General features: G+C 35.5%; 13 protein-coding genes. 6 read left to right on the plus strand and 7 right to left on the minus strand.

Going from position 1 to position 16,722, the window contains the following annotated elements; all coding sequences use genetic code 11:
* Nucleotides 1–116: 116 nt before the first annotated feature.
* The 4 genes from D2K62_RS08170 (at nucleotide 117) to D2K62_RS08185 (ending at nucleotide 5,722) form a co-directional block, all read left to right on the plus strand.
* Nucleotides 117–635: a sigma-70 family RNA polymerase sigma factor gene (locus tag D2K62_RS08170; RefSeq protein ID WP_112182088.1), complete on the plus strand. Its 519-nt coding sequence runs from the start codon at nucleotides 117–119 to the stop codon at nucleotides 633–635.
* A gap of 772 nt (nucleotides 636–1,407) precedes the next feature.
* On the plus strand, nucleotides 1,408–2,259 hold the full coding sequence (licT, locus tag D2K62_RS08175) for a BglG family transcription antiterminator LicT (RefSeq protein ID WP_112182089.1): 852 nt from the start codon (nucleotides 1,408–1,410) through the stop codon (nucleotides 2,257–2,259).
* 171 nt (nucleotides 2,260–2,430) lie between these two features.
* On the plus strand, nucleotides 2,431–4,272 hold the full coding sequence (locus D2K62_RS08180; RefSeq protein WP_112182090.1) for a beta-glucoside-specific PTS transporter subunit IIABC: 1,842 nt from the start codon (nucleotides 2,431–2,433) through the stop codon (nucleotides 4,270–4,272).
* Between the two features lie 37 nt (nucleotides 4,273–4,309).
* Nucleotides 4,310–5,722, plus strand: a complete 1,413-nt coding sequence (locus D2K62_RS08185; protein ID WP_112182091.1) for a glycoside hydrolase family 1 protein — start codon at nucleotides 4,310–4,312, stop codon at nucleotides 5,720–5,722.
* Nucleotides 5,723–5,762: 40 nt separating this feature from the next.
* Here the strand turns inward: D2K62_RS08185 and D2K62_RS08190 are convergent, their stop codons facing one another.
* A complete protein-coding gene (locus D2K62_RS08190; RefSeq protein ID WP_198671285.1) occupies nucleotides 5,763–7,568 on the minus strand; it encodes an ABC transporter ATP-binding protein in 1,806 nt (601 codons plus the stop codon).
* Complete coding sequence (locus D2K62_RS08195; RefSeq protein ID WP_117161230.1) at nucleotides 7,555–9,291, minus strand: ABC transporter ATP-binding protein; 1,737 nt, start codon at nucleotides 9,289–9,291, stop codon at nucleotides 7,555–7,557. The genes D2K62_RS08190 and D2K62_RS08195 overlap by 14 nt, the downstream gene beginning before the upstream one ends.
* Before the next feature lie 472 nt (nucleotides 9,292–9,763).
* Between D2K62_RS08195 and D2K62_RS08200 the strand changes: the two genes are divergently transcribed.
* Nucleotides 9,764–10,642: an aldo/keto reductase gene (locus tag D2K62_RS08200; protein ID WP_198663194.1), complete on the plus strand. Its 879-nt coding sequence runs from the start codon at nucleotides 9,764–9,766 to the stop codon at nucleotides 10,640–10,642.
* 243 nt (nucleotides 10,643–10,885) lie between these two features.
* Here D2K62_RS08200 and D2K62_RS08205 read toward each other — a convergent pair whose 3' ends face one another.
* From D2K62_RS08205 to D2K62_RS08225, 5 genes are all read right to left on the minus strand, one after another.
* Nucleotides 10,886–12,073, minus strand: coding sequence for an NADPH-dependent oxidoreductase (locus tag D2K62_RS08205; protein ID WP_112182095.1), 1,188 nt, complete (start codon nucleotides 12,071–12,073; stop codon nucleotides 10,886–10,888).
* A gap of 18 nt (nucleotides 12,074–12,091) precedes the next feature.
* Nucleotides 12,092–12,700 carry an NADPH-dependent FMN reductase gene (locus D2K62_RS08210; protein WP_112182096.1) on the minus strand — a complete coding sequence of 203 codons (609 nt, stop codon included), beginning with the start codon at nucleotides 12,698–12,700 and terminating at the stop codon, nucleotides 12,092–12,094.
* A gap of 21 nt (nucleotides 12,701–12,721) precedes the next feature.
* On the minus strand, nucleotides 12,722–13,681 hold the full coding sequence (locus D2K62_RS08215; protein ID WP_112182097.1) for an FAD:protein FMN transferase: 960 nt from the start codon (nucleotides 13,679–13,681) through the stop codon (nucleotides 12,722–12,724).
* A 24-nt stretch (nucleotides 13,682–13,705) separates the two neighbouring features.
* Nucleotides 13,706–14,572 carry a helix-turn-helix domain-containing protein gene (locus D2K62_RS08220; protein ID WP_112182098.1) on the minus strand — a complete coding sequence of 289 codons (867 nt, stop codon included), beginning with the start codon at nucleotides 14,570–14,572 and terminating at the stop codon, nucleotides 13,706–13,708.
* Between the two features lie 339 nt (nucleotides 14,573–14,911).
* Entirely contained in the window at nucleotides 14,912–15,355 is a 444-nt protein-coding gene (locus tag D2K62_RS08225) for a YbaN family protein (protein WP_117161231.1), read from the minus strand.
* 303 nt (nucleotides 15,356–15,658) lie between these two features.
* Between D2K62_RS08225 and D2K62_RS08230 the strand changes: the two genes are divergently transcribed.
* Nucleotides 15,659–16,669, plus strand: coding sequence for a DUF3048 domain-containing protein (locus D2K62_RS08230; RefSeq protein WP_117161232.1), 1,011 nt, complete (start codon nucleotides 15,659–15,661; stop codon nucleotides 16,667–16,669).
* Nucleotides 16,670–16,722: the final 53 nt, after the last annotated feature.

Below are 16,722 nucleotides of genomic sequence, written 5' to 3' on the forward strand. Positions count from 1 at the left end.
ACTTGCATTTCTAGCTATCTATTGCTAATTATCTTATCTGCAGTCAAGGCACCTTTAAACTAAACTAAATGTACCGCGGAATACGAATAAAGGCGCCTTTATAGATAGAGGATATAATGGCTGACGAAACGCTAGAATTTGAAAATGTGTTAACCGATCATGAAAATATTATTTATTATTTAATTAAGAAATACGGCATTCGCGATCCAGATCAAGAATTCTATCAAGAAGGACTCATTGCGCTTTGGAAGGCAATGGACAACTATAATGAAACACGTGGTAAATTCTCTAGTTATGCTTATTTTTTAATTGATAAGACATTTCTAACAATGATACGGACACGGAATCGGCATACTGAAAAACAAGAAGCATATATTGCTACAGTCTCTAGGGAAAGAGACAACTTAATCACAGAATTAGAAGAAGAACCTGTGATTGATCCTTATCTGTTAGATCAGATCAAACAAAATTTAACAGAGAAGCAAATGACCTGGTTTACCCTAGCCGTGTTATACGAAAAATCGTACAAGGAAATTGCTAAACAAGAAAAGGTAACCGAGAACGCGGTGAAAAATTGGGCCAGACTCGCCAAACCTAAAATCCAGCTTATCATACTAACAGAAAAGGCAATGTAAATCGTCTAACCCAGGGAGCAGCGAATAAGCTGTTCCTTACTTCCTTATTTATACCAAACGAAAAGTCATCTGCCATGTAACGAAAGTAATGGTTCTCATAATTTTGGGGTGCAGGATAGATTGTTCTCTGCTTCTTTTTTAATAGGCGACAAAACGAGGCATTTTCATGAAGTATTCAAACTCTCTATATAAAGTTATTAATTGGTTACAATAGTTTTAGATATTACTATTAGTTAGATAGAAAACGAATTTTTTACAATCAAATCTAGTTTATTTTTATTTTTATTTACCTACTTTAATTACAAATCAAAACAATAAATTGAGCAAAATAAATCATAATATAAAAAAGACATTGTTATTCATAATAAATGAGAATTGAATAACTAAAAGTTTGTGAATAAAATAAAAGTTCGCGTCCCTGTATTCACTTTATATATAATGGATAACACGATACCCCTACAGGAATAAAGAACGTTATAGAATATATATTTTCAGCAGATTAGTTATACCTAAAACATTACGTTTTAAACCTGTTTTTTTTTCGTAAAAAACTCATTGTAACTTTGTGAAATCAAACAAATTTAAGTAGCTCAATTTTAAATTGTAATATATACATTTGGAATCCTCTTATCTTAGTTTGTATATTTGAAACTTAAACTTTTCTTTATAAAAGTTGATCGAAATATTTGTTTAATCACTTTTGTAAAATTCAGATTTAAGTGCTATCATTTTTTAAGTGTCGAAATAAGTCAAACTAATGAGGGAGGATAAAATGAAGATTAAGCAGGTTTTTAATAATAATGTTATAAGTGCTAGAGATGAGGATGATCTTGAAATTGTCATCATAGGAAATGGTTTAGGGTTCATGAAAAAACCTGGGGATGATGTGTTAGAAGAAAATATTGAAAAAATATTTACTATAGAAAATACTGAAATATCGAAACGCTTGACTACATTACTTGAAGAAGTACCAGAGGATATCTTTGATATTTCTGATGAGATTATTAAACTTGCTAAATTGACGTTAGGTAAAAACTTAAATGATATTATTTACGTCTCTCTAACTGATCACATTCACTATGCGATTGAAAGAAATAAAAAGGGCATGGATATTAAGAATGGATTATTATGGGAAATAAGTCGATTGTACAATGAAGAATTCACCATTGGTAAGAAAGCTTTAAATATAATTAATAAACACACTTCTATTCAATTACCGGAGGACGAAGCCGCTTTTATTGCTCATCATATTGTAAATGCAGAACTGAATGAGGAAATGACTAATGTCGTTAAGATCACGAAAGTTACACAGGAAGTTCTGAATATTGTTAAATACCATTTCAACATTGATTTTAACACTACTTCCCTCGCCCATCATCGTTTTGTGACCCACTTAAAATTCTTTGCGCAGCGAATTTTTAGTGGCCTTGACTATGCACCAAAAGAAGAATTCCTACATGCTATTGTTCGAGATAAACACAAAAAAGCTTATAATTGCACGGAACGAATTAATACGTTTATTGAAAACACATATAATTACACACTATCAAATGACGAAAAGCTTTATCTTACTATTCATATTAACCGAGTGGTTTCACAGGTGTTGACAACCAAGAAATCTTAGTTTATCGTTAATAAAGAATTATAATTAATAAAAAACCACACATAGTTTAGGGAATGTTACTGGTAAAGCAGGCTAAACCCAAATTAGTAGTTTAAGGAGAGGATAAACCCTCTTTTCCTTGCCACTAGTTTGGGTTTTTTTATTCCCAAAATACTATAGGAAGGGGAAATGATGAATTATAAAAAGCTAGCAGAAGAGATTTTAGATGATGTTGGAGGTAAAGAAAATGTAAATAGTCTCGTACACTGTGCGACTCGATTACGTTTTCAATTAAAAGATTCTAGTAAAGCAAACAAAGCGAGTTTACAGGAAAAAGATGAAGTTTTAGAAGTAGTTAAAAGCGGAGGACAATATCAAGTTGTAATTGGAAGTATGGTAGATGAGGTTTTTAATGAACTAGTTAAACTTGCTAACCTTAGTATGAACAATGAAAGTCAAAGTAACGAAACACAAGAAAAGAGTTCACTAGTTTCAAAACTCTTTGAAATTATTTCTGGTAGTTTCTCACCTCTTATTCCTGCTCTAGCAGGCTCTGGTATGATCAAAGCACTTTTAACCATCTGTATTGAACTAGGTTGGCTAACCTATGAAAGTGGTACATATATTCTTTTATCAGCGGCAAGCAATGCAGTCTTTTATTTTCTCCCCGTTTTTCTAGGTATCACAATCTCGCATAAATTAGGTGCGAATCCTTATATTGGGGGGGTAATTGGAGCAGCCTTATTTGAACCCTCTTATACAGCTTTAATGACAGAGGAAAGCACAACAGGTTTTCTAGGTATTCCGGTTGTACTTGCTGATTATTCAACGTCTGTTTTCCCTATATTTATCGCCATTGGGATTTACTCCTTTTTAAATAAATTTCTAAAAAAAGTTATTTACAAAGATATTCAGCTATTCTTAGTTCCAATGCTTGCAATCATGATCATGTTGCCATTAACCGTAATCCTATTCGGACCATTTGGAACATATGTTGGCGGAGCAATTTCATCTGCTGCATGGGGATTGATTGAAATGAGTGGTCTTATATCCGGTATTCTATTAGGTGGCTTACAAGCATTCCTTGTTATCTTTGGACTTCACTGGGGAATCACGCCGATTACACTTGATAACCTTGCCACTTTAGGCGGAGATCCTATTGAAGCACTATTTGCTTGCTCTGTATTTGCTCAAGTTGGTATTGGTTTTGGTGTATTCTTACGTTCAAAACAAGATAAGAAGTTAAGAGCCTTAGCAGGTTCCGCATCATTAACAGGGCTACTAGCAGGTATCACTGAACCAATTCTATATGGTATTATCCTTAGACATAAACGCACACTAGTAATTTTAATGATTGCAGGGGCGGCTGGGGGAGCTCTAAGCGGAACAGTCGGTGTACAAATGACTGCATATGTTTTCCATAATATCTTTTCAGTTGCAGCCTATTCTCCAATGCTCGTTCATATTGCTAGTATTTCAATCTCATTTTTTACTGCAACAATACTGGTCGTTCTATTCGGTTATCAAAGTAAAGACAAAAAAGAAACAGATAATAAGCAAGTTGCCACGAGCAATACCGAAACAGAAACGATTAGTAGTCCAATGACTGGTCATGTTATCCCATTACAAGAAGTTAACGACAAAGTCTTTTCTTCTGAAGCTATGGGAAAAGGATTAGCTATTGATCCATCAATTGGTGAATTATATTCTCCAATTGATGGTATGGTTTCCGCCATTTATCCGACAAAACATGCAATAGGAATAACGTCAGATCAAGGAATAGAAATATTGATCCATATTGGAATCGATACTGTAAAACTTGACGGAAAGTATTTTGAGTCTTCCGTCCTACAAGGAGATCGTATCCAACAGGGAGATTTGCTTACAACCTTTAAATTAGAAGAAATTAAAAAAGCTGGATATGATATGACAACTTCTATCGTTGTGACCAATTTTGATAAGTACTCTGATATATATCAAACCAATGAAAAAACGATAACAACACAAGATCCACTCTTTTCCGTTGTTCTCTAAAAAGATCATAACCAACATGTAAGGAGGAATATATATTATGAAATACAACAAATTAAAATCCTTCTCCACAGACTTTTTGTGGGGAGGTTCAACATCTGCCTATCAAGTAGAAGGTGCTTGGAATGAAGATGGTAAAGGGCCATCTGTTATTGACATGGCCAATCATGTAGAAGGCGTTACTGATTTTAAAGTGACGAGCGACCATTATCATCACTCTCAGGAAGATGTTGCGTTACTTGCAGAAATGGGTTTTAAAGCCTATCGTTTTTCTATCGCTTGGACACGCATCTATCCATCAGGTTCTGGGCAGATAAATGAGAAAGGACTTCAATTTTATAATAATCTCATTAACGAACTACTTTTTTACAATATCGAACCGATTGTAACACTATACCATTTTGATTTACCATATGGTTTGGAAGAAAAAGGTGGTTGGTCCAATCGCGAAACAGTAAATGCCTTTGAACAATATGCTAAAACATTGTTTACGCATTTTGGTGACCGCGTAAAATACTGGTTAACAATAAATGAGCAAAATATGATGATCCTTCATGGTAGTTCGATAGGAACAGCAGCACAAAGTGTAGAAGACCCTCAAAAGGATCTTTACCAACAAAACCATCACATGTTAGTAGCACAAGCGAAAGCCATGATACTCTGTCACCAAATGCTACCTGATGCCAAAATAGGACCAGCACCAAATATCGCAACTATCTATCCAGCAACGTCAAAACCAGAGGATGTACTAGCTGCTAACACCTATGCGGCGATTCGAAATTGGCTCTATTTAGATGTAGCAGTTTATGGTAGATATAATGAAACAGCTTGGGCGTATTTACAAGAAAAAGGCTATGTCCCACATATACTAGATGGAGATATGGAGATACTAAAAAAAGGTAATCCAGATTTCATTGCTTTTAATTATTATACATCTCAGACAGTAGCTGAAAGTACAGAAAGCGATTCCGATTTTTCTCACACTGGCGACCAACATGAAACTGTTGGAGAACCTGGTGCATATCGTGGATCAGTAAATGATAACTTAAGAAAAACAGAATTCGGTTGGGAGATTGACCCTGTTGGGTTCCGTACTATAATGCGTGAAATTTTTGATCGATATCACCTACCTCTTATCGTTACGGAAAATGGATTAGGTGCATTTGACAAGCTTGAAGAAGGGGATATCATTAATGATCCATATCGAATTGATTTCCTACGTCAGCATATCGAACAAATTCAATTGGCTATAACAGATGGTGTAGAAGTATTCGGGTTCTGCCCTTGGTCAGCAATAGACCTAGTCAGCACACACCAAGGATCTAGTAAACGCTACGGTTTTATTTATGTAAACAGAGAAGAGTTTGATATAAAGGATTTACGCCGTATTCGCAAACAAAGTTTTTATTGGTATAAAAAGCTTATAGCTACCCACGGAAAAGATATGTCATAAAAAGCAACAGGGAAGCAGGGGGGGTTCTCTGCTTCCCACATCAACTTCTGTTTTGTGATCTAACTAGATTGGCATAAAATCCTTTGTTTCTTAATAATTGTTCATGATTCCCTTGTTCGATCACTTTTCCATGTTCGAGCACTAAAATTTGGTCTGCATGTTTGATTGTATTTAATCGATGTGCAATAACGAAAGTAGTCCTTCCTTTCATCAGATTGGAAAGTGCATCATTAATTTTGATTTCTGTAATGGTATCAATGCTACTAGTCGCCTCATCCAAAATGAGTATAGCAGGACTGGCAAGCATAGCTCTTGCAATCGAGATCAATTGCCTTTGCCCTTGACTAATTCCAGAACCGTTAGAATCTAGTATCGTATCATAGCCGTGCTCTAGTTGTGAAATGAAAGAATCTGCATTGGCTGATTTCGCTGCAGTAATAACAGCTTCATCTGTTGCCTCCAGGTGACCATAGCGAATATTTTCTTTAATACTCGTATCAAACAAAAAGGAGTCTTGCAAAACAATCCCCATCTGCTCCCTCAATTCGCTTCTTGGGATCTCGCTAATATTTTGGTTATCGATATAAATATTTCCTTTATTTACTTCATAAAACCTAGATAGTAAGGATATAATTGTTGTTTTCCCTGCACCTGTTGGGCCTATTAATGCAATTACTTCTCCTGGCTTTGCATGAAAAGACACATCTTCTAACGTATCTACACCTTGTTCATAGGAGAAATAGACTGAACTAAAGCGGACGTCTCCAGTAAATTTTTGATTTAGCGATTTAGGATGTTCATAATCATGTGCATCCTCTTTCGCTTCATCTATAATATCAAATACCCTTTCGGCCCCAGCCACCGCAGATAAGATCGTGTTAAATTGGTTTGCTAAATCATTTAACGGTCTAGTAAATTGTCTAGCATATGTGGTAAAAGCAACAATAACCCCAACCGTAACCCCTGTTCCATTAAAAACTAATAATGCACCAATTCCAACTATAATTGCAAAGCTTAAATTATTAAGTGAATTCATTAATTTAGGGATGAAACCCGAATATACTTGTGCCCAGTAACCAGATTCTCTTAAACGTTGATTCCTTTCTTCAAATTTCTGCTCTACCCGTTCTTCTTGATTAAATAGTTTTATAATATGATGTCCAGATAAAGTTTCTTCTACATAACCATTTAGTTCACCTATATCATTTTGTTGTTGTTTAAAGTATTGATTCGTACGTTTGGTAATCCATTTCATTCCTAAAAACATTAGTGGGACAATTATAAATGTTAATACCGTTAATAATGGACTTAACAAAAGCATAAAAACAACTGTTCCAACAAGCGTTAACAAACTAGTAGCAAGTTGAATAACGGAAGTGTTTAATGTCTGGCTTACATTTTCAATATCATTGGTCAACCGACTCATCAATTCCCCACTCTGTCTCTTTTGAAAAAACAAGAGAGGTAAGCGCAATACATGGTGAAACAAGTCTTTTCTTATTTGATAGATCGTTTGTTGCGCTACCGTAATCATCCAATAATTTTGAAACCAAACTGTTATCGACTGTAGCAGAAAAACAACCATTAGAAGCATAATAAGCTGCAACAATGTCTTTTGATCAACACCAGCGATCAGCGTATCGACGGCCTTACCTAATAAATATGGACCAACTAAAGACAATAAAGAACTAACAACCACAAGCATAAGTACAAGCACAAATAGCCTCTTATACTGACGCATATATTCCCAAATTCTCTTAACAGTATGTTGTATAATACTACTATTCGCTTTTTGACGTGAAGCAGCAGGAGCCAAAATGTGACTTTGTTGTTTAGTATTTTTCATCGATAAGCCCTTCCTCATGTAGTTGAGATTGGTAAATTTTCTTATATAACTCACTGTTCTGTAAAAGCTCTTCGTGTCTACCTGCCGCAACTATTTGTCCATGCTGTAGGATCATGATTTTGTCAGCGTCCATCACGGAACTAATCTTTTGGGCAACAATGATTGTCGTACACTGTCTTTCTTTAATGGCTGCTAATACACGTACTTCTGTATTTGCATCCAATGCACTTGTACTATCATCTAATAAAAGAATAGCTGGTTTTGCGATTAGTGCTCTTGCAATCGAGATTCTTTGCTTTTGTCCACCAGATAAATTAACACCTCTTTGCCCCACCTGTGTGTTATACTGATCCGCTAAAGTCATAATAAAGTCGTGAATATTCGCATCCTTCGCCACTTTTATTACTTCTTCCATTGATGCTTGTTCATTTCCCCAAGCGATATTCTCTCGAAGTGTTCCAGTAAATAAGTAGCCTTCTTGTGGGACAAGCGTGATTTTATCGCGGACACTTGGTCCCCACTCCTCTATCCACTTTTGATCAATATAAAGTTTCCCTTCACTTGTTGGATACAACCTCGGGATCAATTTCAAGAAAGTCGATTTCCCTGATCCTGTTTCACCTAAAATACCTACTGTCTCACCTGCGTTTATATGAAAAGACATCTGATGCAGTGTTTCTTTCGTTGCATTCGGATAGGCAAAACTTACTTCCTCAAAACGAATTCCCCCTTTTATTTCTTTGTTACTGTGGTTGGTTCCCTGTGTAGCAACAAAATCTGTCGGATCGGTCTCAATCACTTCATTAATACGTGATGCTGACGCCTTCCCTCTAGAATAGTTCATTAGTAAAAAACCAAACACACCAAATGAAGCAGACATTCTTGTTGCATAGTTTAATATAGACACAATCTCACCTTGCTCGGCACCACCAACACTTAGCTCTATGTATCCAAACCAAAGCAAAAGCACGATGCCAATATTCATCCCTAACATGACAATTGGCATCGTTAATTCCATAAACCGTAATGCCTTTTTATTATCTTCCATTAGCTTTCTATTCTCTTTTTTGAATCGTTGTTGTTCATGATTATTCCGATTAAATGCTTTTACTAATTTTATTCCTAGTAGATTTTCTCTAATCACATTATTTAATTTATCTAGGCGCTTTTGCACCTTTTGAAACATTCCAATTCCTTTTGTCAAAATCCAAAACATGATAATTAGAAGTATAGGAACAACGATTACTAGAATCGTAGCTAATTTTACATGTACGGTAAATGACATGATCAATCCACCAATAATAAATAAAGGGGCTCTTAGCATTATTCGCATGAAAGCAAACAGGAATCCTTGTACTTGCGTCACATCATTTGTGATACGCGTCAGCAATGAAGATGCAGTAAAGGTTTGCATTTGCAAGGTAGAAAACTCTTGTGAACGTTGGAACAAATCCTTTCTTAGATCATGCCCTACCCCCTGACTCACTCTAGCTGCAAAATAAGAACTTGAGATTCCAGCAGCAAATGCTAGTATCGTTAATCCAAGTAATATTGCAAGCCAAAACAATATCGCAGTGGAATCTCGACCTTCAATCCCTTGATCCAAAATGATACCCAAAATAATTGGCTGGGTTAGCTCTACGGCAAGTTCCACTCCCATTAGAATTAGAGCAACAGCCATCGATAACTTGTAAGGCGAAACATAACCAAATATTTTCTTCATCCGCTTCACCCCCACGGAAGCAGGGAACGGTTCTCTGCTTCCTTTTAAACTTTTATTTTTTGATCTTAGTAAAATATTATTGTTCTTATGTATTACGTTGTATGTATCAAAACTCTCTAAAAAAATAATTCCAATTTTGACTATTATACCATTTTACGGAACTCACATAGAAGGTATTTTTTCACTCAAATTGAATGAAGCAAGGGACGGTTCTCTGCTTCTTTTTTAAGGTTACATGCACCGTTCAGAAGTCATCAATAAAGGTACAGAATTAAATATTGAGAGTATCTTTTTAATACAAAAATTGTCCAATTCCTTACGATAAGGTTATTAATAAAAGAGATACGACTTTAGAAGAATGGAATACAGGTATCAATCCAATTATTTGAGATCACGCCTATTGTGTTGTTAAAATTAAATCATGGTAATCATTGTTTCCATTAATAAAGCCCATTTAAAGGAGGAGAACGAAGTGACAAATCAAAAACTAGCTGCTAAAGCAGGTACATTTACTATTGGTGGCGAATTAAAAGTGAATCGTTTAGGATATGGTACGATGCAGTTAACTGGTGATGGTATTTGGGGTGAGCCCAATAATCCTGAGGAAGCTGTGCGCGTTCTTCAAAAGGCAACTGAACTTGGGGTAAACTTTATTGATACAGCAGACGCATATGGACCTTTTGTATCAAATAAATTAATTAAAAAAGCACTACATCCTTATAATGAAGATTTAGTTATTGCCACAAAAGTTGGACTGACACGTGCAGGTCCTAATGACTGGCGCCCTGTGGGACGTCCAGAATATTTAAGACAACAAGTGGAAATAAACCTTAACGATTTAGGTGTCGATACGATTGATCTCCTTCAACTACACCGAATTGATCCTCAAGTTCCCCTTGCTGATCAGATTGGTGAATTAAAGAAAATGAAAGAAGAAGGCAAAATACGTCATATCGGACTAAGTCAAGTAAGTGTGGAAGAGTTTAAAGAAGCAAATGAAATCACGCCAATTGCCTCTGTGCAAAACATGTACAACCTGGCAAATCGTGAATCGGAAGAGATGCTTGAGTATTGTGAAGAAAATCATATTGCATTTATTCCTTGGTTCCCGCTTGCAACTGGCGAATTAGCAAAAGAAGGTGGCCCACTGGATAAGTTAGCCAAAGAACATGATGCACATCCAGCACAACTTGCGCTCGCATGGTTATTGAAGCGTTCTGAAGTTATTCTGCCAATTCCAGGAACATCTTCTGTCAGTCACTTAGAAGATAATCTTGCAGCTGCTGAAATCGAACTTACTGACGAAGAATTCAAAACATTGTCAGACGCAGTAGCAAAAAGTAACGAATAGAAGCAGGAGACGATTCGCTTCCTATGCAGCATCATAAGAACAAACTGATCTTGATATAGAGCATTCTGAACAAGGATAACTTAACAAGGATTACAGTAAACCTTATCACTATAGATAGGAATGGATTGCTTTAATCCTAATTAAAGCATTAAACCCTAGTTTTCATCATTAGACGAAAACTAGGGTTTTTGTTTTACCTATAAAATGAAGCAGAGAACCGTCTGGGACCTGCTTCCTCCATATTTAATCTTTTGCTGTTGCTCCAGATCCTGCGTCTACGCTGTGGTCTTGTGCTGAGGCGCCTGATCCTGCATCTATTTCACCTTCAAGTTTTAGTCCTGTTTGTTTTAAGTACCAATCGATAATCGGTTTAAAGTCAAGAATGTATTCATTAATACCTTTATAATTACCCTCTTCATCGCGCATCGCTTGGTAATTGTGTACAACAAATTTATCTGGACCATGTGTCGGAACATTTACACGAACAGCATCTTGCTTACCAGAACGTAATTGTTGAATAACCCATTCTACACTACCTAGCGAGCGCTCAGGGTGGCAAAGCACAAGCGGATTTCCAACCTGTCCTGGAACACGATCTGCCAGCATATCTGCGGCTTCCTTCGTATAGTTATAGTATAAGAATTGATTATTTTCATCTGCAAAAGTTAGTTCCATTGGCATTGATGCAAGGAAAGTATTGATTTGATCTACTGTTAAAATACCTCGATTTAGTTTTACATACGTATTACCTTCAACGGCCTTGACTTTCTTTGCAGCCTGTTCAACCCAGTCTTCTGCTGCCATATCAATATCTTCAATTGTAGTATCTATTGCATGTGTTGCGTGTAGATCCTCTTTTGGCAACGGCTCTTCTTTAGGCGCTTCTAATCGATTGACTAAGCTAACAAATTTTGTGAATTTATCTAAAACACTTCCTAAGAATTTGATTGTATTAGCATCTTTTAGTTGATCGTTCGCATCAAAAGCTTCTTTTACTTTACCTAGCAAAAATTCATTACCTGGCATCACAATTGCATTTACTCCAGGGGCATCTAGGATTTGACGCAAGTGTAGTTGCGCGCGAGATGAACCTTGATCAAAATAGGAAGCTCCTACAATCATTACAGGTTTAGCATCAAACGGATGAATATTAAATGATAACCATTCCAGAACACTTTTTAAACTAGCAGGAATTGTATGATTATGCTCTGGTGTTGCAATAATGACACCATCAGCATCTAAAATTGCTTGGTTTAGTTTTTGGATAGGTTCACTCTGCGTCTGGTCATTACTTTGATTAAATAGGGGTATATCTTTAATTTCAACTATTTCCAATTCGAATAGATCTTTATATTTTGTTTTGATAAAGTGAAGTAGTTTTCGATTGTACGATTTTTCTGCATTTGATCCGACAATTCCAACAAATTTCATATTAATCACACTCCTATTTTATTGATTTTCCCAAGAAAAGTTTGCAGCAGCTTTTTTATTACTGCCATGTGCATGTACTAATTGATTGACAATATTTACGAAAATAAGAAAATCATCAAATAGATTCGAAAGCTCTTCGGTTTTTTCAAGATCTTTCAAGTTATTTTCTTCATCAAAGGATTGTAGCGAATGGTTTAAAAGAAATTCTGAGCTTGGCATGATTCGTGCTTTTAATTCTGGTGAATCAAGCATATGACGTAAGTGTGCTTGTGCACGTGAAGAACCTAGTGTGCCGTAAGAAGCGCCCGTAATCATAACTGGTTTATCAACAAACGGATAAATCCCATAAGATAACCAGTTTAATGCGCTCATAAGTGATGCCGGAACTGCATGATCATACTCAGGCGTACTTATAATAACACCATCAGCTTGTTCTATCTTATCTGCCATCTCTTTTACAAGTGGCGGTAATGTTTTATCTTCTGGTTTATTAAAAAGCGGTAAATCTCTAATCTCAACAATTTCAATAGTAGCTTTTTCACTAAAATATTGTTTCATAAATTTTAATAACTGACGGTTGGTAGACTTATCAGAATTTGTCCCTACTAGACCGATGAAATGATTCATTATATTTTTCTTCCTCTCCTGTTAATCAATAATTTTTAATGCCGAATTAAAAGGTGTAATTTTTCCTTTTAGTCCTTTTGATATATATATGTTAGAATCGTTCGTGATAACAATCGATTCAACATTTGTTAAAGTATTCACAATTGTTGCTATCTCTTTAGCAGGATAGCCAAAAAGGCGCGTTGTCCATATCTCACCATCAATCGAAGTAGATGAAACAATCGTTAAACTAGCAATATCTGTTTTGATAGGGTAACCCGTTTTTGGATCAAAAATATGATGAAAACTATTATTTTCGTGTTTTAGCTTCCGTTCGTATACACCAGATGTAACGACAGATTGATTTGATGTATCGACTGCAAGTAAGTATTGATGGCGTTCTTTTTTTGGATCTTGAATACCTATACGATATTCACCTGATTTACGCGTTGATGATAAACCAGTCGAAAGAAAGTTTCCGCCTAAATTAATGTAGGCTGTTTTTACTTTATTGTGTCTTAACTTTCGGATAATTTGATCGGCGATAAAGCCTTTTGCTAAAGCCCCTAAATCAATTTCCATACCCTTTTGTGGTAAAAAAACGGTCCTGGTTTCATCATGTAATTGTATTTGATTTGGATCTGTTAATTTCAGAACCGTGTTTATTTTATAATCTATAGGCTTCTTTGCATCATTAAAGCCGATATGCCATATCTTAATTAATGGTCCGAGTGCAATATTTAAAAAGCTACTTTTAGCAGTACTGTGCAATTGTCCTAATTTAATTAGATGATACAATTCTGGGTGAACAGAAACGGGCGTAATACCTGCTTGCTGATTGACTGCCATTAATTCAGATTGTAACTCATTCGCACTAAACCGTTTATCATAAACCTTTAAATCCTCTATTACCTGGTTTATAAGTTGCTTACTCTCATTGCTATCAATCATAAGATCAATAATTGTTCCCATCATATGAACCGATTCTTCTGAACGAGGCATATACATCCTCCTCTCTTCAATAATTTACATGTTTTGAAGAATAGATTGCTCAAGATCGACAAGTTCAGCAAGTGCAATTTCATTTCGGTTCACTTTTGAGTAAGCACGAGCATCATAAATTAACTCCAAGATCTTCTCTTTCGTTTCATTTTTTAAAATAGCGTTTTTAGCAAGTTGAATCGCAGCACGTGCTAAATAGTAAGTAACATGGTTATCGGAACAAATGGTAACAGCGTAGTTTAAGAGTGCATCACTTATTTCAAGTTCCTCAATCGTCGAGTAAAACACTCCGCATTGAAATACAATATTTAGTACCCGCCATGTCCCCTCCATATTTTGAGCTGGATAGTTATAAATCTTTTCAAGTACTTTGTTAAAGTAAAATTCAGCTTTAGACAAGTCATTTTCCCGAGCGTACACCATACCAATTCCAGTATAAGCTAGTAAACGAAAGATTAAAGAGTCCTTCGTTTCTTCTTCTAGTAGAACTTGATCAAAAGTAAAAAGTATATCCATAATCGGCTGTTGCCGGAAAATCATAATAAAGCCATTTAAATAGTAATAACGAAATGATAGATGTTCGTCTTCAATTTTTTCAATATCGATACTATTGATTAGCTGATGCGCTTCTTCATATTTACTTGTGATTAGATAGAATTCAGCTTTATTCATTTTTTCAACTACTTCAGAATAGCGCACACCTACTTTTGGAAATAATTCGCTAAGAGGCAAATTTATTCTATTGCAGAGCTTAATCAATATTTTTAAATTTGGTAATTGACCATTATTTTCAAACCGGCTAAGTGTAGCTTGCGTACAAATGCCATCTGCAAGTTCATTTTGCGTTAACCCGCGCGCTTTACGAGTATCAATAAACCACTGAATATTCAATTGCCGTGCTCCTTTCTGAGTAGTTAAATCAAGTTAGAGTAAGTAATATAAACAGGGATAATTTACTCTTGTGCTTTTATTCACATACGTGACATTGACTAAATTATACATCTACATAAAAAAAGCGTCAACAGAATATATAAAATAATATATTTAACCCGTTTTATATGTCAACTTCTTGAACATAATTAACTAATTAGCCCCATTCTAATCTTTTGATGAACAAAAAATCCTCCTTATGAGAAGTTAATCTAATATCTATCCGGAATATAGTGTTATAAATGAGAATATATAAAATTATATAAAAAACGCTGACCAAGTATATGGTCAACGTTTGAATTAGTTTGTGGATTGTAGTGCTTCCTCACGAAATTCAATATGCCTTTTTTTCATTTCCAGCACTTTTTCTTTTGGAAGTGTTTGAAGCGAACCGATATAAATAGTAACACCTATTGCAATAATAAATACCATGATTTTTAATATTCCATGATCAATTAAGTAGATTGAAAAAAGAATAGAAGGCCAAAGAATGGCAATCGCACCAACCTTTGTTTTAAAAGACACAGCTTTATACGTTACATAACTATAAATATATGCACCAAATATACGATGGTGCATTAACCATCGATATAACTTATCAGAACTTCGCAAATAAAAAAAAGCGGTAAGTAAAAGCAATGGCGTTGTTGGCAAGATCGGTAAAAATATCCCAATAGTTCCTAACGCAAGCGTAATTGATCCCACGATTATATAGACTATTTTTTTGAAATCTTTAATTTTCATTAATTATCACCTATCGTGTCTTATTATGTCACGATGAGATTATCCCTGTTTGTTCTTCACTTATAGCACGTGATGAAATGTAAGTCAAGTGGAAGCAGGGGATGGTTCGGGACCGATGATAAAGTCCAACTTTTTCAAAATCAAATTGTCGTTGATGGGACATTTATGTACCTCCAAAATAGACCGCTTTTCAAAAATAACTACTTTTTCACTGGTCCTGAACCACCCCCGCTTCCCAATTCTTAATAAATTCATGGTAGAATAACAAGTATATGAATACATAGGTGGAAAGGAAGTACTAATATGAAAAAGGCCAGTTACCTTATTATTTTAGCGCTAATCGTACTACTAGTTGGTTGTAATCAAAATGAAGACTCAATGAAAAGCGCTGGAGATTTGGAGAGCACAGCGCGGATAGATACAGAAAAACAACAATTAGAAATAGGACCAGTTTCTATTACTACTGGTTTACCTCTAGAAGAGGAAAATACCGAAAATCCTAAATTCTCTGTTATGATTGAAAACTCTCCTGACGCTCGACCTCATTCGGGTTTAGTTCAGGCAGATGTCGTTTATGAGATGGAAGTCGAAGGTAATGTGACACGTTTTCTTGCTCTTTTTAACGATGATATCCCCGAAAAAGTTGGTCCAGCTCGTAGCTCTAGACATTATTATTTACCAGTTGCAGAATCATGGAATATGCCTTATATCCACTTTGGTGGCTCACCACAAGCATACAATAAGTTAAGTACGCTCAATGTTCCTACAATAGATGGGATGACACAAAGTAATTATTTTATAAGGGATAGCAGTAGATATGCCCCGCACAATGCATATCTTGTTACGAACCAGTTGGATGCTTTTGAAGAGGAACCTATAAATGAAAAGTTTGCATTTGATGAAGATGCCAGCTACGAAGAAGCCTTGAACTCTACTTCTTTAGAAATCACTTATAACAATTTTACCCACGTAGAATATCAGTATGATGAAGAGGCAAATCAATACAAGCGTTTTTTAGAAGGACAGCCTCATGCGGACAGAGAAACTGGAACGCAGATTAGCGCAAACAACATTATCGTTGCTTACGCTAATCAACAATTAATTCCTGGCGATAATAGTGGAAGAATTGATATAACGTTAACAGGTACGGGGGAAGCAGTGTACTTTTTAGACGGGCAAGCTGTCAAAGGAACATGGAAAACGGAAGACGGAAATCTTGGCTTTTATTTAGATGATACACTTATTGCGCTTAATCCTGGTAAGACGTGGGTACAAGTCGTAGATGCATCAAAAAAAGAGAATGTCTCCTACTAAATAAAATGGTTTTTTCTTATAATTGCCCGGTAAAAATGAAACAAACATCAAAA

The organism is Paraliobacillus sp. X-1268 (genome assembly GCF_003426095.1).
GTDB lineage: Bacteria > Bacillota > Bacilli > Bacillales > Amphibacillaceae > Paraliobacillus_A > Paraliobacillus_A zengyii.

Excerpts from the sequence above, each read along its gene's own strand:
- D2K62_RS08205 (WP_112182095.1), bottom strand. The coding sequence starts at position 12,073 with ATGAAATTTGTTGGAATTGTCGGATCAAATGCAGAAAAATCGTACAAT.
- D2K62_RS08180 (WP_112182090.1), top strand. The coding sequence starts at position 2,431 with ATGAATTATAAAAAGCTAGCAGAAGAGATTTTAGATGATGTTGGAGGT.
- D2K62_RS08190 (WP_198671285.1), bottom strand. The coding sequence starts at position 7,568 with ATGAAAAATACTAAACAACAAAGTCACATTTTGGCTCCTGCTGCTTCA.
- D2K62_RS08210 (WP_112182096.1), bottom strand. The coding sequence starts at position 12,700 with ATGAATCATTTCATCGGTCTAGTAGGGACAAATTCTGATAAGTCTACC.
- D2K62_RS08185 (WP_112182091.1), top strand. The coding sequence starts at position 4,310 with ATGAAATACAACAAATTAAAATCCTTCTCCACAGACTTTTTGTGGGGA.
- D2K62_RS08195 (WP_117161230.1), bottom strand. The coding sequence starts at position 9,291 with ATGAAGAAAATATTTGGTTATGTTTCGCCTTACAAGTTATCGATGGCT.
- licT (WP_112182089.1), top strand. The coding sequence starts at position 1,408 with ATGAAGATTAAGCAGGTTTTTAATAATAATGTTATAAGTGCTAGAGAT.
- D2K62_RS08170 (WP_112182088.1), top strand. The coding sequence starts at position 117 with ATGGCTGACGAAACGCTAGAATTTGAAAATGTGTTAACCGATCATGAA.
- D2K62_RS08230 (WP_117161232.1), top strand. The coding sequence starts at position 15,659 with ATGAAAAAGGCCAGTTACCTTATTATTTTAGCGCTAATCGTACTACTA.
- D2K62_RS08225 (WP_117161231.1), bottom strand. The coding sequence starts at position 15,355 with ATGAAAATTAAAGATTTCAAAAAAATAGTCTATATAATCGTGGGATCA.
- D2K62_RS08215 (WP_112182097.1), bottom strand. The coding sequence starts at position 13,681 with ATGCCTCGTTCAGAAGAATCGGTTCATATGATGGGAACAATTATTGAT.